This is a genomic window from Catenulispora sp. EB89 (assembly GCF_041261445.1).
Classification (GTDB): domain Bacteria; phylum Actinomycetota; class Actinomycetes; order Streptomycetales; family Catenulisporaceae; genus Catenulispora.
In genome coordinates this window covers 238,477-256,847 of sequence record NZ_JBGCCU010000016.1, presented here as the reverse complement: position 1 = coordinate 256,847, position 18,371 = coordinate 238,477, and the positions used below count along the sequence as shown (strand labels likewise).

Below are 18,371 nucleotides of genomic sequence, written 5' to 3'. Positions count from 1 at the left end.
TGAACCTCCGCCTGGGACCGGTTGTCAGCGTCCTGCGCTCTGTCCGCCGTCGACGTGCAGCACGTCGCCGGTGACGAACGGCGAGCGCTCCAGGTACAGCACCGCCTCGACCACATCGGAGACCTCGCCCATCCGCCCGAGCGGGTGCATCGCGGCGAGGGTCGGGTGATACTCGGCCGGGTGCATCGGGGTGTTGACGATGCCCAGCGCGACGGCGTTGCTGCGGATGCCGCGGCCGGCGTACTCGATGGCCAGCGCCTTGGTCGCCGACTGCAGTCCGCCCTTGGTCAGCGAGGCCAGTACCGAGGTGACCGCCGAGTCGGCGTGGTCGACCAGGCTGGTGGTGATCTGCACGACGTGGCCGCCGCCGCCCTGGGCCAGCATCCGCTCGACGGCCAGCTGCGTGATGCGGAAGAAGCCGCCGAGGTTCACGCCGGTCGTGAGCTCGTAGTCGGCGAGCGTGAAGTCGGTGAACGGCTTCGCCACGAACACCCCGGCGTTGTTCACCAGCGTGTCGACCCGCCCGAACCGCTCGACGGCGGCGGCGAGGACCCGCTCGGCGGTGGCGGGGTCGGCGATGTCGCCGCGTACCGTCAGCACGTCCGGGTCCTGCGACGGCTCGATGCCGCGCGAGGTGGCCACGACGGCGTAGCCGTGCTTGCGGTAGCCCTCGACGAGTCCGGCGCCGATGCCCTGCGAGGCGCCGGTGATGACCGCGACCTTGCGGCCGTCCGTGTCGATGCTCATGGTCCATCTCCTTGATCAGATGACGGTGTCAGATGGCTGTTCGGATGACTGTCACGGGCGGCAGACCGCCTGCCCTCGTCAGCAAAACTAGACGACCGGTCAACTAAAAGCCACTGCGGCGGCTCTCTGGTTGTCGCGAGACCGCATACTCTGACCTGCGGTGGGAGCCTGTACCTCACACGAGGTTGGAAACCGGTCGTGGCGACCGGCCGGATTCCGGGCGGAATCTGGCCGCACGGACGCCCGCCGGGTGGCGTCGTGGCGAAGGAGCCGGGCGATGAGAGAGTTCTTGGTCGAGATCACGACCGCGATCCCCGAGGGCACCGATCCGGCGGAGGTCGATCGGCGCCGGTCCGCCGAGGCTGTGCGAGCCGCGGAGCTGGCCGGATCCGGGCACTTGTTCCGGTTGTGGCGTCCGGAGGGGGAGCTGCGCAGCATCGGCGTCTGGCGCGCCGGGGACGAGCAGGAGTTGCAGGAGAAGGTGCTCGGGACGTTGCCGCTGCGGCCGTGGATGTCGGTGGTGGTGACGCCGCTGGTCTCGCACCCGAACGACCCGGGCACGCAGGATGGTGCGTCCTGATACTCCGGGAAGCCGCCACCTTGAAGGCGCCGGTCGGCGGCGTCGACGCAGCGCCGGACACATCGCTGTGGCACACCTTGCGTGCCGCGGCGGCGCTGGCTGCCGCGGTCGGCGTAGGGCGCTTCGTCTACACGCCGATTCTGCCGCTGATGCACGCTCAGGCCGGGCTCGGCACGTCGGCGGGAGCGGGTCTGGCCACGGCGAACTACGCCGGGTATCTCGCCGGGGCGCTGCTGTGTACCGCTGTACCGGCGGTGGCGCGATCGCGTGCGGCGCTGCGCTGGTCGTTGCTTGCTTTGGTCGCCTCGCTGGCGCTGATGCCCGCCGGCGAATCAGTGGCCTGGTGGTGGACCCTGCGGCTCGCGGCCGGGGCGACGAGCGCGGTCGTGTTCGTGATCGCGGTGCACGCGCTGCTGAACGGGTTGCACGGGCTGCACGGGCATCGCGCTTCGCTGGCCGGTTGGGGTTTCGGCGGCGTCGGCGCCGGGATCGCGTTGTCGGGCGCGGCGGTGCTGGTGGTGCGCGGTGTGGGTGACTGGCGTACCGCGTGGTGGGCTGCGGCGGTTTTGGTGCTCGTCCTCAGTGCGGTCGCGTGGGAACTCGCGCCGGGCCGGGCTCCGGGTCAGCGGGCCCGGGTCCCCGAAGAACCCGAACGTGCCTCACAGCACCGGCGCCTCCAAAGCGCGTTGCTGGTCAGCTACAGCCTCGACGGTCTGGGCTACATCATCGCCGGCACCTTCCTGGTCGCCGCCATCAGCCAGTCCTCGCCGGGTTGGGTGGGTACCGGCGCCTGGGTGCTCGTCGGTGTGGCGGCGGTGCCGTCGGCGGCGTGGTGGGCCGTGTTGGGCCGCCGTTTCAGTACCCCGAGCCTCCTGGCGGGCGCACTGCTTCTGCAGAGCCTTGGCATCATGCTGCCCGCCGTTGTGCCCGGTGTGGTGCCCGCGCTGATCTCGGCCGTGCTGTTCGGCGCGACGTTCGTCGCGATCAGCCAACTCGCACTCGGGATCGGGAACCAGCTCGGCTCCGCGCGCTCGGCGGCGTTGCTGACGACCGGGTATTCGGTGGGGCAGATCCTCGGGCCGCTGGCGGTCACGCCGGCGCTGCACCACGGCTATCGGCAGGCGTTGCTGTGGGCGGCTCTGGTGGTTCTGGCCGCGGCCGTCGTCGCCGCGCCGGTGTGGGCCGGCCTGTCGCGTGACCGCGTCGCCGCCGGTCGGACCTAGGATCGGGGTGTGGAATTGCGTCAGCTCCGGTACTTCCTGGCCGTGGCCGAGGAGCTCAACTTCCGCAGCGCCGCCGAGAGCCTGCGGATCGCCGGCCCCTCGCTCTCGCAGCAGATCAAGGCCCTGGAACGCGACCTGGGGGTGCGGCTGTTCGACCGCGACCGGCGCTCGGTCAAGCTGACGCCGGTCGGCGCGGCGCTGCTGGCGCAGGCCAAGCAGGTCGTGGAGGGCGCCGAGGAGCTGCACCGGACGGCGGCGCAGCTGTCCCGGGCCGCTCCGGTGCGGCTCGGCTACGTCAACTGGCTGCCGCCGGACCTCGAACGGCGGCTGTCGGCGGTCGCGCGCGTGCATGTCGACGCCTGGGTCGCGCCCTCCCACGCGCAGGCGGCCCGGGTCGCCGACCACAGCCTGGACCTGGCGGTGTGCTGGATCCAGCGCGAAGACCTGGAGCGCCGCGGCCTGAACGCCCGGCTGCTCGGCATGGACCGGCTGTACGCCGTCGCCGTGGGGGAGGACGACACCCCGATCGCGGCTGCCGACACCTGCGTGCTGCTGGACCGGGACGAGACGTCCTGGGCGTCGTGGAACATCTTCGCCCGCGAACTGTGCCGGGCCACCGGCGCGAAGCCGGTCCGCATCGCCAACGGCGGCATCACCGGCAGTGCCTTCTTCGACCACGTACGCCGCATCCGCCGGCCGGTGCTCAACTCTCCGAAGGGCCAGACCGCGCCGCCGGCCCCGGACCTGACCCGCCGCGAGGTCGTCGAGCCCAGGATCTACTGGACCTGGTCACTGGTCTGGCGCCGCGACGACCAGCGCGCCTCGGTCCTCGCCGCCGTCGAAGCACTCGCCGACGGCGTGGACGATCAGGCGCTTCGCGCGCCGGACGCCTGGCTGCCCGCCGACGACCCCTACCGACTGCCGTGACCGGCGCGGCGAGTGCGGCCGGCGGCGGGTGCGATGACACCTCCCGGCGCGCGGCGGCGCCGGCTGCGGTACCGGCAAGGGCAGCGGCACCGGTAGCGGTACCGGCAAGGGCAGCGGTACCGGCTGCGGCGCCGGCTGCGGCGCCGGCTGCGGTACCGGCAGCGGTACCGGCAAGGGCAGCGGCGCCGGGCTGCTTCACACGACGAGCCTTCCCGGTGCCCGTCGGCGCTCGCTGCCGCCCGCCGGTACCCGCGGTACCTGCCGGGGCTCAGGGCACCTTGACCGCGAGCAGGTCGACCTCCGCGATCGTCGGAGCGGTGGCGAGCATCGTCTGCGCCATCTCCCCGAGCGCGGCGGCGATCCGCCCTGCCAGGTGCGCCTTGCGGCCGTCCTCGTCGTCGAAGGTGTCGAAGACGCCGAAGACGGTGGGCGACTGGCGGAAGGCGAACCACGCCACCGTCGCCTGCTCCTCGTCGGCGAGCTGGCGCGCGCCGCGCAGCGCGCTCTCCACCTGGTCCGCGAACTCGGGCTTGGCCTCGATGCGGACCAGCAGACCGATCTTCATGGTGTTCCCCTCGTCCATCCGGTTCGGTCCGGTTCTCCGGGCCGCACCACGACCGTAAGTCGCCGACACAGTTCGCCATCAGTGGCGGAAACGACATCGCCGATAGGATTTCCGACATGGACATTGCGGTTCTGGTCTGCGAGGGCGCCTTCGACTCCGGCCTGGCGTCGGTCCTGGACGTCCTGGACACCGCCAACGCGATGGCCGGGCAGCTGAGCCAGGCCCCGCGCTGGCACGTCACGACCGTCGGCTTCCACGAGCAGGTGCGGACCGCGGCCGGCCACGTCATCGAATGCCAGCCCCCTGCGTTGGCCGAGAACGCCGATCTCCTGATCGTGCCGGCCATCAACCAGCGCGACCCCGACGTCCTCATCGAGCTGGTCAGCGGCGAGGCCACGAAGTCCGAACGCGAGCTGGTCTTCGAAACGCGCGCCCGCGGCGCGGCCGTCGCCACGGCGTGTGCCGGAACCTTCCTGCTGGCCGAGGCGGGCGTCCTGGACGGCCTGCGCGCGACCACCACCTGGTGGCTCACGCCGTCCTTCCGTGCCCGCTACCCCCGGGTCCACCTCGACCAGGGGGCGATGGTCGTCCGCGACGGCGGCGTCACCACCGCCGGCGCCGCGTTCGGCCACCTGGACATGGCGCTGGCGATCGTCCGCGGTACCAGCCCGGCCGTGGCCGACCTCGTCACGCGCTACCTCGTCGTCGACGAGCGGCCGTCGCAGGCCCCGTACATCGTCCCCAGCGCGCTCGCCCAGAGCGACCCCCTGGTCGCGGGGTTCGAACGCTGGATCCGCGACCACATCGCCGAGCCGATCAGCATCCCGGTGGCGGCCCGGCACCTCGGCGTCAGCGAGCGGACGCTCCAGCGGGCCGTCCTGCGCGCGGTGGGAACCTCACCGATCAAGTTCGTCCAGGACCTGCGGGTCGAGCGGGCCACCCACCTGCTCCGCACCACGGACCTGTCGATGGAGGTGATCAGCCGCAAGGTCGGCTACGAGCAGGCCAACACCTTGCGCGTGCTGCTGCGTGAGCGGACCGGCAAGTCCACCGTCTCGCTGCGGACGGTGCAGCACTCGTAGTCAGGGCACTGAGCGCGTCAGCTTCGGTCAGCTCGGTGATGCCAGCCCGACGACATCGGCCATGAGGTCAACGGCGTGCTCGAAGTACTCCCCGTTGTTGCGGAACGCGACGTCGAGGTGGCCGAAGAGTTCTTGACTGATCGCGCCCAGCACCTGCGTCCAGGCCGTGATGGCGCGCAGCAGGTCGGCGGGCGCGAGGTCGGACGCGCCCAAGGTGGCCATCAACGCCACAGCGTCCTCGACCAGGGTCGGCGGCATCGACGGCTCACGAGCTGGCTTTGTCAGCCGCCCGGCGCGGGCGCTGTCGCCGACGATGCCCAGCAGCAGCGTGTAGACACGGCCGGACGGCGCGACGGTGTCGGCGGGCGCGCGATACCCGGGTACCGGAGAGCCGTAGATCAGCGCGAACTCCTGCGGATGCGCCACGGCCCATTCCCGCACCGACGTGCAGACGGCGCGCCACCGGCCGCGGTGGTCGGCCTCGGGGATCGCCGAGAGCGCGCGTTCGGCCTGGTCGCCGACCGCGTTGTAGGCCTCGATGATCAGGGCCGTCAGCAGGTCGTCGCGGCTCGCGTAGTACCGGTAGAGCCCTGAGGGCACCATCTCCAGCTCCCGGGCCACGGCCCGCAGCGACAGCTGGTCGGCGCCGACCGTCGCGAGCTGGCGGCGGGCCACTTCGAGGATCTCGGACGTCAGCGCGGCGCGGGCTCGGGCACGCGCGGTTCCAGGGGCACCCATGGGGCCGAGTATGCCATGTCCGAGAACAGTAGACGGAATCGAGAACAGTGTTCTTGACGGATCGGAAGCGGCGTGAGTACGGTAGTCCATATCGAGAACAGCGTTCTCGCAACAGCGGAAACCGGCACGTCAGCCGCACTGCACCGCCCTGGCATCACCACCACATCCCCGCCGCACCCATCAGGAGCCCGCCATGATCACCCCCATCGCCTCCCGCCGTGACCTCGTCGGCCGCATCCTCTTCGCCGTCCTGTCCCTGTCCACGCTCGGCGCGTTCGTCGACGGCATCCGCCTGGCCTCGGCGGCCGGCCTGGACACCTTCTTCATGCAGTGGTGGCGCACCCTCGCCTACCTGGTCTTCGCAGCGATCTTCGCGCTGCTCGCTCTCCGGCCCCGCAGCACCCCGGGGATGTGGGAGATCGTGCTGATCCAGAAGGTCACCATCACGATCATCGGCTACCTGAACATCCACGCCGCCGAAGCGCCCCGGGACTCGACCGTCGACCTCTACCTGGTCATCCTCATGGTGCCGGCGTGGATCCTCTGCCGGGGCTGGCTGGGGTGGAAGAACGAGCGCTCCGTCCAGGGCGCCGGCGTTCGGCAGGCCGTCGACGCCGGCTGAACAGGCCCCCGAAGCCCCGAAGCCCGGAAAGCCCGGTCGGCCGCGCACAGTGCGCGGCCGACCCGCACGCCGTCTCCGCCGACGCCACACGATCCGTTGCTCAGTGCCCGCAATCTCAGCGAAGCCCGTCCGGCGGCCGGACCCAACGATGAACCTGTACCCCCGGCCACCGGCGTGATCGGGGTCTGTCACGTCGATCCGAAGGAGACGGCACCGTGAACGTCGATCAGACCACAGGCGGGTCCCGGGGTGGGACGCGTCTGGATCCCCGCGCCTGGACGGCGCTCATCCTGCTGTGCGCGGCCAACTTCATGGTGATCCTGGACTCCCAGGCCGTGATCCTGGCCGCGCCGACGATCGCCCGGTCGCTCAAGATGACCCAGAGCGCCGCGCAGTGGGTGATCAGCGCCAACCTGATCACCTTCGGCGGTCTGCTGCTGCTCGGCGGCCGGGCCGCGGACCTGCTCGGCCGGCGGCGGCTGTTCCTGATCGGCACGGCGCTGTTCCTGGTCGTGTCGCTGGTGTCCGGCTTCGCCTCGAACGGCGACGTGCTGATCACCGCACGCGCGCTGCACGGCGTGGCCACCGCGATGATGGCGCCGACCGCGCTGTCCATCCTCACCACGACGTTCCCCGAGGGCCGGGGCCGGAACAAGGCGCTCGCCGCGTGGCAGGGGATCGCCGGGCTCGGGGCGACGGCCGCGCTGATCATCGGCGGCGAGTTGGTCTCGCACTTCGGCTGGCGGTGGATCTTCCTGATGAACGTGCCGGTCGCGGCCGCGATGCTGGTGGTCGGGCCGATGCTGCTGACCGAGAGCCGGGACCTGTCGGTGGGCCGGCGCTACGACGTGGCCGGCGCCCTGACCAGCACGGCGGCCCTGCTGCTGGTCGTCTACGCGGTCACCAAGGCCCCGGACAACGGCTGGACCGGGTCCAAGACGCTGGGGATGTTCGGCGGGGCCGTCGCGCTGCTCGTGCTGTTCGTGCTCATCGAGAGCCGGGTGGAGAGCCCGCTGGTGCCGGTGCGGATCCTGCGCTCCGGCTCGCTCGTCGGCGGGAACCTGGCCACGGTCGCGATGGGCATGGGGGTGTTCGGCCTGTCGCTGTGCGCCGCGGAGTACGCGCAGGGCGGGCTCGGCTACACCACGCTGCAGTACGGCGTGAAGGGCTCGCCGCTGCCGGCGATGGCCCTGGTCAGCGCGTTCGCCGGGCAGCGGCTGATCGGCCGGTTCGGCTCCCGGCGGGTGGTCGCGCTGTGCTCGGTGCTGCTCGTCGGCGGCAGCCTGCTGCTCGTCCACGCGGTGCAGAACGGCGGCTCGTACGGGAGCATCTTCGCCGGGCTCGCCATCTTCGGCACCGGCCTGGGCCTGGGTACGACCGCCTGCTCGGCGGCGGCGCTGTCCGGGATCGCGCGCCGCGACGCCGGCCTGGCCTCGGGCTTCAACGCCGCCGCGTTCCAGATCGGCGGCAGCTTCGGCATCGCGACCGTCACCACCGTGATCGTCTCGCACTCCGTCGGCGCGTCGCAGCAGGCCGCGATGACGGCCGGGTTCAAGGCCGGATTCGTGGCCACCGCGTACTTCGGGGTCGCGGCGCTGCTCCTGGCACTCGTCGTGATCCCGGGCCGGCGCCGCAGCCGGGAGGCCGCGCAGGCCGCGCTGGCCGCCGAGGCGGCGCAGGAGGCCGGGACGGTTTCAGTGAACTGATAGTCCCTGAAAATTCATGGTAAGAACCCCTGGCGGGAATCCCGCCAGGGGTTCTTACCAGGCGTAGACTGTCGGGGAAGGACCCAAATCATCGCAGCCGACCGAGTTTCCGATCAGGTCTAGACCTCACGCCGGTCCCGTGACCCGCCTCGCTGCATTCGCTTGTGAGGTGTATCGCCTTGGCTGCGATTCCCTATGACGGCGTCGAGCCGTTTCCCGGCCGCCCATCGACCGCCACGACACCCCTTCAGCGCCGGATCCAGGTGGCCGTGACGGCCCTGCTCGTCGTCGCGCCGTTGGCCGGGCTGGTCGCCGCGGTGTGGTTGTTGTGGGGGCGGGGGGTCGGTGTGGCCGACCTGCTGCTGGCTGGCTTCTTCTACTTCCTGACCGGGTTCGGCGTCACCGTCGGCTTTCACAGACTGCTGACTCACCGGAGCTTCACCGCCGCGCCGGCCTTGCGGACCGGACTCGCGGTCGCCGGGTCGATGAGCTTCCAGGGCTCGGCCATCAGCTGGGTCGCGACGCACCGGCGGCATCACGCGTTCACCGACCGGCCCGGCGACCCGCATTCGCCGTACCGGTACGGCACGGGGCCGGTCGGCCAGTTGCACGGTCTCGTCCACGCGCACTTCGGCTGGCTGTTCGGCGACGACCCGACCGACGTCGACCACTTCGCCCCGGATCTGGTGGCCGAACCGGCTATGCGGCGTGTCTCGGGGCTGTTCCCGGTGCTGTGCGTGGCCTCTCTCGTGCTGCCCGCGCTGGCCGGCTGGATGATCGGCGACTTCGCCTGGACGGCGGGCGTCACGGCCCTGATATGGGCCGGGCTGGCCCGGGTGTTCCTGCTCCAGCACGTGACGTGGAGTGTCAATTCTCTGTGTCACCTGCTCGGGGCGCGGCCGTTCGCGACCCGCAAGCACGACCGGGCGACGAACCTGTGGCCGCTGGCGCTGCTGTCGATGGGGGAGAGCTGGCACAACACGCATCACAGCGACCCGTCCTGCGCGCGGCATGGTGTGGATCGCGGCCAGATCGACTTGTCCGCCGGGGTGATTCGGGTTTTCGAGCGGCTCGGTTGGGCCACGAACGTGCACTGGCCCGATCCTCAGCGGCTGGCTGAGCACCGGCTTCAGGCTGGGTGAGGCTGGGTAGCGCGGGCGTAGTGCGGGCGTTTGCGCGCGTCCGCAATTGCTCGGTGCGCCGTGCCGGGTTCGGTTTGTTTGTGTGTTTACAGGCGATTCTTACGGCTTCGCCCAAGGCTGCCGCGCCGATCCTTCGCCGCGAACGCCCCGCAACCCCGCCCCGCCCTTGCGCACCCTGCCCTCCTGCCGTTTTACTTCAGCACTACCTCCGGCGCCGCTACGATGTGCTGCCGCACTGACTCAGCGCGCTGGCCTGTATCTTCATCTCCAGAACACCGCGATGTCGCCCCGCATTGACCGGGGCTCTCCGGTCGGGTCGACCACCGACTCCGGCCGGAGTGCCCGGTCGGCGGGGCGGCTCGCGCTGGTCGAGGGGGTCTCGAGGCGGAACGCCGGCACCGAATTCGAGCGGGAACGGTCCTTGGGCCGTCGGCATGCCCGGGTCCATGGGAGAAGGCGTTCGCGAGGCCTGGGGACAGGGCGCGCGGGGTCCGAACAAGGAGAAGTGATGACAGGTACAGAGGTCCTCGACACCGCCGTGGTGGGTGCCGGGCCCTACGGTCTCTCGGTGGCGGCGCATGCCAAGGCGCGGGGCACCCGCACCCGGGTGTTCGGTACGCCGATGCGCGCCTGGGCCGAGCACATGCCGCTGGGCATGAAGCTCAAGTCCGAGCCGTGGGCCTCGCACCTGTCGGATCCCCGCGACCAGTACACGCTGAAGGCGTACTGCGAGCTTGAAGGGCTGCCGTACGCGCACGGCGTGCCGACGCCCATCGAGACCTTCGTCGACTACGGCCGCTGGTTCCGGCAGCAGACCGCGCCGGACCTGCACGAGACCGACGTGCTGCGGGTCGACCGGGAGGGCTCGGTGTTCGCGCTGGCGCTGGCCGACGGCTCCTCGGTGCGGGCCCGCTCCGTGGTGCTCGCCACCGGCTTCCTGCCGTTTCCACGGTTCCCAGAGGCGCTCGTCGGGATGCAGGGGCCGCAGGTGCTGCACAGCAGCGCGGTGAACGACCTGTCCGGGTTCGCGGGCAAGCGGGTCACTGTGGTCGGCGCCGGGCAGGCGGCGATCGAGATCGCGGTGCTGCTGGACGACGCGGGCGCCGATGTGACGCTGGTGGCGCGGACCGGTGCGCTGGAGTGGAACAGCCTGCCCGGCGACCTGCCCGTGACGTTGTGGGAGCGCATCCGGCGCCCGGAGAACGGCCTCGGCCCCGGCTACTACAACAAGGTGCTGGGCAGCCTGCCCAAGCTCTTCCGGCGGATGCCCGGCGGCTACCGCATGGAGGTCGTGCGCAAGACGCTCGGCCCGGAAGGCTCGTGGTGGATCCGCGACCGCTTCGAGAAGTCCTTCGACGTCGAGCACGTCCGCACCGGCACCCGGATCACGGCGGCCCGGCCCGAGGCCGGCGGGCTCGTCCTGGAGCTGTCCGACGGCCGTGAGCTCGGCACCGATCACGTGATCGCGGCGACCGGGTTCGATGTGGACGTCCGGAAGCTGACGATGCTCGGCGAGGAGCTGCGCGGCCAGGTTCGCGGCATGCGCGGCTCCGACGGCCCGCCGGTCCTCGGCGCGGGCTTCAACTCCTCGGTGCCCGGGCTGTTCGTCGTGGGCCTGGCTTCGGCGGCGACCTTCGGGCCGTCCATGCGCTTCGTGTTCGGGTCGGAGTTCGCGGCCCGCACCGTCGCACCCAGACTGCCGCGCTGACCTCACCACAGGACGAGGGCTGCCTTGACCTTGAATCTAAGATGGTTGCCATGTCACTGAAAGCGTCGGTTGATGCGGATACCGCGACCGGCGCCGTGCTTTTGAAGCTCGACCGGAATGTCTTCCACCACGGCGGGCTCGGCGTGATCCGGAGCCTCGGGCGGCTGGGGATCCGGGTCCACGCCATGCGCGAGGACCGGTTCGCGCCGGCCGGGGCGTCGCGGTACGCCCGCCGGACGGTGTCGCCGATGCCGGACCGGGCCCATCCCGACGACGTCGTCGAGCTCCTGGACCGGCTCGCCGACCGGCTGCCCGGCCCGGCCGTCCTGGTCACCACCGACGACGCGGGCGCGATCCTGCTGGCCGAGCACGGTGACAAGCTGCGGTCCCGGTACCTGTTCCCCGCGCCCCCGGCCGACCTGCCGCGCCGGGCGGCCGGGAAGGCGACGCTCGCCGAGATCTGCCGCGTCGCCGGGGTGCCGCATCCGGCGACGACCGTCCCGGCGGACGCCGCCGAGGCCCTGGCCTTCGCGGACGCGTGCGGATATCCCGTCGTGGCCAAGGTGAACCTGCCCTGGACCGCGGACCGGTCGGCGGGATTGCAGAGCACGACCGTCGTCCGCAGCCGGGAGGAGATGCTCGCGGTGGTCGAGCGGGCCCGGCGGGCGACCGGCGACGGCCCGGACACCGGCCTGCTGCTCCAGGAATACCTCGCGCCCGTGCCGACCGGCCCGCCGCAGGACTGGTTCTTCCACGGCTACTTCGACGCGGCCTCGCGCTGCCTGTTCGGCCACACCGGTATCAAGGAGCGCTCCTTCCCGGCGCACGCGGGGCTGACCAGCTACGGCCGCTGGGTGTCGAACGAGCGGCTGCGCGCGGAGGCGACAGCCCTGCTCTCGGGGCTGGGCTACCAGGGCCCGGTCGACCTCGACTACCGCTGGGACGCGCGGGACGGCAGCTACCGGCTCCTGGACCTCAACCCCCGGCTCGGCGCCCAGTTCCGGCTGTTCCAGGACTCGGCCGGCATCGACGTCGTCCGCGCGATGCACCTGGACCTCACCGGCCGCGCCGTGCCCGCCGGGGCGGCGGTGCCCGGCCGGGCCCTGCTCGTCGAGAACTACGACCCGATAGCGGCCCTCGCCTATCGCCGGGAGGGAAGCCTCTCCCTGCGCTCGTGGCTGTCCTCTGCACGCTCCGCAGACGAGGCCGCGTGGTTCGCCTGCGACGACCCCGTCCCGTTCGTCCTGGCCGGTGCCCGGACGCTGTGGCAGGCGGCCGAACACCGTCTGCGCCGATAGCGCGGGATCCCTGGCCCGAACCGGCTGAACCGGCTGAACCGGCTGAACCGACTACGGCCTACGGACGAGCGCGGGCCGCGACAGCCTCCTGGTACCAGGATTCGTAGGCGTCCAGACAACGCTCCAGGCCGAACGCCTCGGCGCGCCGTGCCGATCCCTCGCCGAGCCGCGCCAGCCGCTCCGCGTCACCGACCAGCTCCGCCAGCGCCTCGGCCAGCGCGGCCGGGTCGCCGGGGGCGACGAGTACGCCGTTGTCCGGACCGACCAGTTCCGGCAACGCCCCGATCCGGCTGGCCACCAGCGGCCGGCCCAACCCCAGCGCCTCCAGCGCGGTCAGCCCGAAGATCTCCGGAGTGGTGGACGGGACGGCGAGCAACGCCGAGCCGCGCAGGCACTCGGCGACCTCCGGCGGGCTCAGCCAGCCCCGGAACTCGACCGTGCCAGCCGCCACCAGGCCGGCGGCCTCCGCCTCCAGCCGGGCGCGCTCCGGGCCGTCGCCGACCACGACGAGCCGCGCCTTCGGCTGCGTCCGGGCCAGGATGCCGAACGCCGCCAGCAGGACGTCCGCGCCCTTCAGGGGGCTGAGCCGGCCCACGTAGGCCGCCTGCCAGACCTCCGAGACCGGGGCGGGGGCGAAGACCCGGTCCACGGCGTGCGGGATCACCCGGATCGGCACGGCGCCGGCGTCGGCCCGGAGCAGGTCGGCGACGAACCGGCTCGGGGCCGCGAAGCCGTCGATCCGGCGCAGCCCGAGGAGCCGGTAGGCCGGCCGCATCAGGAACCGCAGATGCAGGTACCGGGGCAGGGCGCGGGGCGAGATCCGGCCGGCGTTGTCGGCCACCTGCCAGCGCAACAGTTTCCGGGTCCAGTCCTCGGGGCCGTGCAGGGTGAGGATGCGTACGGCGCCGCGGGTGGCCGGGAACACGGCCGGGCTGAACCCGCCGACGGTGTGCAGATGGACACAGTCCGGCTGGAACTCCCGCATGATCTGCCGCAGCCCGCGGTGGGCCCGGCGATGCCAGACGAACCCGGCGAGCTTGCCGACCGGGCCGCCGGCCACCGGCGGGAGCAGGTCGTCGGCGAACACGGCCCGGTCGCCGGACGGGGCTTCCAGGGCCACCACCCGGACCTGGTGGCCGCGGTCGCGCTGGCCGTCCCGGAGCATGCGGACGAACTTCTCCGCGCCCCCGGCCTCGAAGCCCAGGTTCACGATGTGCAGAATTCTCACCGGCGCCGCGCAATCCTCGAAACGACATGGGATGCGAGCCGCCCGGGTTCGAGAATCGGCGCCCGCACACCGAGACGGCCGAACCATGGCACTATGAACGCTCGCAGGCGGGCGTCCCTGCCAGGGGCGCCCGGCGACGGCGGCGGCCGCCCGGCCGCTCCCGGTCACCGACCGGATCCGCCAAGCGACGAAGTCCGGTCGAGGGGAGCGAAGGGCAGCCGGTCACCGGCCCCGAAATCATAATGGCGAACAGCAAGCGACGGCACTGGACGATCGTGGGGGCCGCCGCGGCCGCGGTCGTCATCGCCGCCGGCATCGCGACCGCCGTCTCCGGCGGCGATCCCGGCCAGCCCTCGGCGTTCGGCCACGCGCCGGCGGGGACCTCGACCGCCGCGAAGACGTCCGGCACGACCTCGTCCCCGGCCGGCAGCCCGAGTTCTTCCCCCGGTGCCACCTCCGGGACCGGACTGGCCACCAGCCCGGTCAACACCGCGCAGCTGGCCGACATGAAGTGGGGCCTGGACTACAGCGACACGCTCGCGTACGACACGCCGGACCAGCTCAAGACCGCGCTCGACGACGCCAAGCGGCTCGGGATGGACTACATCCGCGTCGACTTCGGCTGGGAGGACTACCAGTCCTTCTCCAACTACGCGCCGGACTTCACCAAGTTCGACAACGTCGTCGCCGGGGCGAACGCGCACGGCCTGAAGGTGTTGGCCACCATCGACTTCCCGCCGCCGTGGGCCCGCCGGGACGCCTGCAAGGACACCTCCGCGTGCCCGCCGGCCGACAACGCGACGTTCGCGAAGTTCGTGAAGCAGGCGGTCGCGCGCTACTCGGCGCGCGGCGTCCACCACTGGGAAGTGTGGAACGAGCCCAACATCACGGCCTGGGCCCCGACCCCGGACCCGGCGGACTACACCAAGCTCCTGCTGCCGGTCTCCGCGGCGATCCGCGCCGCGGACCCGCACGCGTTCATCCTGATGGGCGGCCTCGCGGCGGACCACCCGAGCCCCGGCGCGCCGTTCATCTCCCCGTACGACTTCATCACCGCGGTGGCCAAGGACGGCGGCCTGAAGGCGGTCGACGGGATCGGGTACCACCCCTACCCGGACGGCGACCCGGCGAACAGCAAGACGTTCCAGGCCATCAGCCAGTCGCCGACGAGCATCGTCGCGGCGCTGGCCCAGGCCGGGTCGCCGAACATGCCGATCTGGATCACCGAGACCGGGGCGAACATCCCGGCCCTGATCTGGGGTCCGGCGAGCCAGGTCAAGCCGCAGGAGGCGCAGCAGGTGGAGACGGCGAAGAAGGAGGTCGACGCGTTGGCCTCGTACCCGAACGTGGCGTCGTTCTTCTGGTTCTCCTACCAGGACTCGCCGCCGGACCACCTGGTCTTCGGCCTGCGGCGGGGCGACGGGACCTACCGGCCCTCGTTCGACGCGCTGCAGCAGATCATCGCCAACGCGAAGAAGGGACGATGAACGCGGGCAAGGCGCCGCGGGTCTCTGTGCTCATCCCGTGCGCCCCGCGCCAGCGCTATCTCGAGGAGACGCTGCTCGCCATCCAGAAGCAGACCTTCCAGGACTGGGAGGTGGTCCTGGTCCTGGACGGCGACTGCGAGGAGAACCGGCGCACGGCCGCCGTCCTTCCGGCCGACCAGATCCGGATCATCGTCACCGCGCGCCCCCGCTCCGGCCCCGCGGCGGCCCGCAACGCCGGCCTCCCGGAGTGCCGCGGCGACCTGGTCGCGTTCTGCGACTCGGACGACCTGTGCGACCCCGAACGGCTGGCCCGCCAGGTCGCCGAGTTCGACCGCCGCCCGGCCCTGGGCATGCTCGCCACCTGGGCCCGCACCTTCGACAGCGCCACCGGCGCGGACCTGGCCCCGTTCCACTGCCCCACCGGGTCCGAAGCGCTGGGCCGCCGCCTGATGCTGTTCAACGCGGTGACGATGTCCACGGTGACGGCGCGTGCGGAGGTGGTGCGCGAGGCGGGAGGCTTCCGCGAGGCCGCCCTCCACTGCGAGGACTACGACCTCTGGCTCCGCATCCTCGGCCGCGCCGAAGTCGCCGCGCTGCCCGAGGAACTGGTGCGCTACCGGGTGCACGAGGGGCAGCACAGCCATCGGGCGAAGATCCTGCCGCGCTCCGGCCTGCTGCGGCGCGAGAAGCTGGCGGCGGCCCGCCGGCTGGGGTGGAGCCTGCCGGTGGTGCGGGTCAAGCATCTGGCGTGGGTCGGGGTGCAGGTGGCGAACCGGCGGTTCTAGGGCGGCGGTGGTGGGGCGGATCGCAGGGTTCGGCGACCGCGCCCGACAACCACGCCCGACACGACAACTATTGCCCGGCGACCAGGTCCGACTACGGCGCCCGCTGACTGCACCCAGCGACCGCGCCTGACCATCGCGCGCGATACGTACGTCCGGCGACCGCGCCCGACCACTGCGCCTGGCCACGACGCCCGCCGACCCCGCCCCCTCACCGCTCGGGCGGCAGCCGGGGATCGCTCGGCTCGCTCGCCTCGGGGCGGGCGTCTCCCCGCGGCTCCGGCACGGCACCGTGCGGGCCCGGCTTCGGCAGCCGGTCGCGTTCCCCCGGCTCCGGCCGGAAGAACGAGTCGGGCACGACGATGGGCCGCAGGATCTGCGTCTCCTCCTCCGGCGACGGCGGCGGCACCACCACCGGTCCGGCCTTGCGGGGCATTGACCGGGGCCGCACGCGCAGGTCGCCGGCTGGCTTCAGGCGCGAGCTCTGGCGTTCGTAGCTCTCGAACCGGTCGCCGCGCCCCCGTGCCTCGGGGCGGTTCCACGGGAAGAACATCGGTTCGGTGATCGCCGTCGAGTCCCCGACGCCGAGCCACGGGCTCTGCCGGGGCCGCGGGCGTTCCCGCACCTGGCTCGGCGGCGCCCCGGCCCCGGCACCGACGCCGGCGAGTGCGAGGTCCTCGGGCTCCAGCTCGTCGTAGTCGTACTCCTCGGCGTCCGCGGCCATCGCCGCCAGCTTCTTCGCGCCCGGCACGAACGCCACCGCGAACAGCCCCGAGGCCAGGTTCCCCAGCGCCCAGGACCAGCCGATCCAGTTAAGGCCCCGGTGCGCGAAGCCGAGCGCCAGCGCCAGCGTCGCGACCAGGTACACCATGTTGCTGCCGAGCAGCGGCTTCATCCGCCCGGTGATCCGCAGCGCGCTGCTGGCCCAGGTGTGGAACGCGACGGCGAGCGCGCCGAGCGCGAGGATCGTCAGCAGCCCCTGCGCGTGCCCCGGATACTTGCCGCCGAACAGGCCCAGCAGCGGCTCGCGGACCAGGATCACGGCCGCGACGCCCGGGACCATCACCGCGGTCATGATCTTCGCGGACCGCATCATCAGGCTGCGAAGCTGCGCGGGATCGTGCGCGCCCTCGGAGAACAGCGCGTTGCCGATCGCGTAGGAGCCGGTCGACAACAGCGCCGCGATCTGGGATCCCAGGTAGTAGTAGGTGACGTTGTCCGGGCCCAGCGCGCGAAGCGTGATGACCGGCAGTGCCAGCTGCGGTATCAGGTTCAGCAGCGAGGAGAACTGCGTGGTCGCCGAGTAGCTCGCGGTCTCGCGGATCCGGGTGCCGCCGAGCCGGAAGGAGAACCGGAAGCCCAGCTTGCGGTTCATCAGGTACAGCGAGGCCAGCGTGGCCACGACGTACCCGATCCCGGAGGCGGCGACGATGCCCATGGCGCCCAAGGCGACCACGAACATCGGGATGGCGAGCTTGGACAGGCTCTGGATGAAGCCGTCGACCAGCGTGTTGTACTCGGCCCGGCGCGCGGCCATGAAGACCGCGTCGGTCAGCAGGTTGACCGTGGCGAAGACGCAGATGACGATCAGGACCAGCGCGTAGCCGGGTTTGTCGCGGACGAAGGCGAGGTCCGGCGAGATCGTCTTCAGGGCCAGCACGTAGCCCGTGCCGAGGACGAAGCTGGTGCCCGCCACCATCGCCAGCATCACCGACACCTGCCGGTGTCGTGCCGCGCCGGCCGCCTGGAACCGGATCATCGTCTGCCCGAACCCGAGCGTGCTCAGGAACGAGATGAGCGAGATCGCCGACAGCAGCGTGGTGGCCACGCCGATCTCGGTCGAGGTGTAGAGGTGGGCGACGAGGGCCCAGAACACGAAGCCGATGCCGGCGGTGAGGCCGGCGGAGGCCATGAGGAACAGCGAGTTCCGGAGCATCTTCGCGCCCGCGACGCTGTTCGCGTCGCCTTCGCCGTTCTTATCACCGTGTGTATCGCTTGCGTCGGCTATGCCGCCGCTCGCGTCGCCACCGGGCTCCTCGGCACCGCTGCCCGGTTCGGCGGTCCCCCGTCGGCGGCGGCCCTTAGCCATGCCGCCCCTTCCGGACCCGGAGGCCGAACAGGCAGGCGGTCAGCAGCAGGAAGCACAGCACGGCCGTCGTGCCCTCCGACGGGTGCTCCCAGAAGTGGGTCAACCGGTACCCGGTGGTCCGAGGGTGGGACAGATTGTTGAGGCACAGGTAGACCCACACCAGGAACGCGTACCCGCCGACCGCGGCCAGCCCGGCCTCGGCCGGGTCGGGCCGGCCGGCGCGCCGGGCCCAGAACGTGCCGGTCCGGGCACGCAGCGCGTACGCGCAGGCGAACGACAGCACCAGGCTCACCGCCCCGAACGTGTCGCGCCGCATCGGCAGCACGGTGGCGATGTGCATGCTGAGCGCGCCGGGCCGCAGCACCGCGACCAGCGCCACGTAGGCCCAGCCCAGCAGCCCGGCGACCATCAGCGTCTCGGCCGCGGGCCGGTACATCGTCCTCATAC

General features: G+C 71.9%; 17 protein-coding genes. 11 read left to right on the top strand and 6 right to left on the bottom strand.

What is annotated here, in order from left to right:
- Positions 1-24: 24 nt before the first annotated feature.
- Complete coding sequence (locus ABH920_RS30760; RefSeq protein WP_370352684.1) at positions 25-747, bottom strand: SDR family NAD(P)-dependent oxidoreductase; 723 nt, start codon at positions 745-747, stop codon at positions 25-27.
- Positions 748-1,024: 277 nt separating this feature from the next.
- Here ABH920_RS30760 and ABH920_RS30755 point away from each other — a divergent pair, with 277 nt between their 5' ends.
- The 3 genes from ABH920_RS30755 to ABH920_RS30745 are packed head-to-tail and all read left to right on the top strand — an operon-like array spanning position 1,025 to position 3,477.
- Positions 1,025-1,327, top strand: coding sequence for a muconolactone Delta-isomerase family protein (locus ABH920_RS30755; protein ID WP_370352683.1), 303 nt, complete (start codon positions 1,025-1,027; stop codon positions 1,325-1,327).
- Between the two features lie 20 nt (positions 1,328-1,347).
- Positions 1,348-2,550 carry a YbfB/YjiJ family MFS transporter gene (locus tag ABH920_RS30750; protein ID WP_370352682.1) on the top strand — a complete coding sequence of 401 codons (1,203 nt, stop codon included), beginning with the start codon at positions 1,348-1,350 and terminating at the stop codon, positions 2,548-2,550.
- A 9-nt stretch (positions 2,551-2,559) separates the two neighbouring features.
- Entirely contained in the window at positions 2,560-3,477 is a 918-nt protein-coding gene (locus ABH920_RS30745; protein WP_370352681.1) for a LysR family transcriptional regulator, read from the top strand.
- A 268-nt stretch (positions 3,478-3,745) separates the two neighbouring features.
- On the opposite strand, the gene ABH920_RS30740 is transcribed toward ABH920_RS30745, so the two are convergent.
- Positions 3,746-4,042 carry a putative quinol monooxygenase gene (locus ABH920_RS30740; protein ID WP_370352680.1) on the bottom strand — a complete coding sequence of 99 codons (297 nt, stop codon included), beginning with the start codon at positions 4,040-4,042 and terminating at the stop codon, positions 3,746-3,748.
- Positions 4,043-4,158: 116 nt separating this feature from the next.
- Between ABH920_RS30740 and ABH920_RS30735 the strand changes: the two genes are divergently transcribed.
- On the top strand, positions 4,159-5,124 hold the full coding sequence (locus tag ABH920_RS30735) for a GlxA family transcriptional regulator (protein ID WP_370352679.1): 966 nt from the start codon (positions 4,159-4,161) through the stop codon (positions 5,122-5,124).
- A 27-nt stretch (positions 5,125-5,151) separates the two neighbouring features.
- Here ABH920_RS30735 and ABH920_RS30730 read toward each other — a convergent pair whose 3' ends face one another.
- Positions 5,152-5,862 (bottom strand): TetR/AcrR family transcriptional regulator, encoded by a 711-nt coding sequence (locus tag ABH920_RS30730; protein WP_370352678.1) that lies wholly within the window; start codon positions 5,860-5,862, stop codon positions 5,152-5,154.
- A gap of 193 nt (positions 5,863-6,055) precedes the next feature.
- Between ABH920_RS30730 and ABH920_RS30725 the strand changes: the two genes are divergently transcribed.
- From ABH920_RS30725 to ABH920_RS30705, 5 genes are all read left to right on the top strand, one after another.
- Positions 6,056-6,484 (top strand): hypothetical protein, encoded by a 429-nt coding sequence (locus tag ABH920_RS30725; protein WP_370352677.1) that lies wholly within the window; start codon positions 6,056-6,058, stop codon positions 6,482-6,484.
- Between the two features lie 215 nt (positions 6,485-6,699).
- A complete protein-coding gene (locus tag ABH920_RS30720) occupies positions 6,700-8,190 on the top strand; it encodes an MFS transporter (protein ID WP_370352676.1) in 1,491 nt (496 codons plus the stop codon).
- A gap of 179 nt (positions 8,191-8,369) precedes the next feature.
- Positions 8,370-9,332, top strand: coding sequence for an acyl-CoA desaturase (locus ABH920_RS30715; protein ID WP_370352675.1), 963 nt, complete (start codon positions 8,370-8,372; stop codon positions 9,330-9,332).
- Between the two features lie 508 nt (positions 9,333-9,840).
- Complete coding sequence (locus ABH920_RS30710) at positions 9,841-11,040, top strand: NAD(P)-binding domain-containing protein (protein WP_370352674.1); 1,200 nt, start codon at positions 9,841-9,843, stop codon at positions 11,038-11,040.
- A 50-nt stretch (positions 11,041-11,090) separates the two neighbouring features.
- Entirely contained in the window at positions 11,091-12,338 is a 1,248-nt protein-coding gene (locus ABH920_RS30705) for a carboxylate--amine ligase (RefSeq protein ID WP_370352673.1), read from the top strand.
- A 58-nt stretch (positions 12,339-12,396) separates the two neighbouring features.
- Here the strand turns inward: ABH920_RS30705 and ABH920_RS30700 are convergent, their stop codons facing one another.
- Positions 12,397-13,566, bottom strand: coding sequence for a glycosyltransferase family 4 protein (locus tag ABH920_RS30700; protein ID WP_370352672.1), 1,170 nt, complete (start codon positions 13,564-13,566; stop codon positions 12,397-12,399).
- A 242-nt stretch (positions 13,567-13,808) separates the two neighbouring features.
- Between ABH920_RS30700 and ABH920_RS30695 the strand changes: the two genes are divergently transcribed.
- Together ABH920_RS30695 and ABH920_RS30690 are read left to right on the top strand one after the other, a co-directional pair.
- The gene (locus ABH920_RS30695) at positions 13,809-15,053 is read left to right on the top strand and encodes a cellulase family glycosylhydrolase (RefSeq protein ID WP_370352671.1); all 1,245 of its coding nucleotides are present in this window, start codon (positions 13,809-13,811) and stop codon (positions 15,051-15,053) included.
- Positions 15,050-15,838, top strand: a complete 789-nt coding sequence (locus tag ABH920_RS30690) for a glycosyltransferase family 2 protein (RefSeq protein ID WP_370352670.1) — start codon at positions 15,050-15,052, stop codon at positions 15,836-15,838. The genes ABH920_RS30695 and ABH920_RS30690 overlap by 4 nt, the downstream gene beginning before the upstream one ends.
- 208 nt (positions 15,839-16,046) lie before the next feature.
- Here the strand turns inward: ABH920_RS30690 and ABH920_RS30685 are convergent, their stop codons facing one another.
- Together ABH920_RS30685 and ABH920_RS30680 are read right to left on the bottom strand one after the other, a co-directional pair.
- Positions 16,047-17,924 (bottom strand): oligosaccharide flippase family protein, encoded by a 1,878-nt coding sequence (locus ABH920_RS30685; RefSeq protein ID WP_370352669.1) that lies wholly within the window; start codon positions 17,922-17,924, stop codon positions 16,047-16,049.
- Entirely contained in the window at positions 17,917-18,369 is a 453-nt protein-coding gene (locus ABH920_RS30680) for a hypothetical protein (protein WP_370352668.1), read from the bottom strand. Before ABH920_RS30680 ends, ABH920_RS30685 begins: the two co-directional genes overlap by 8 nt.
- Positions 18,370-18,371: the final 2 nt, after the last annotated feature.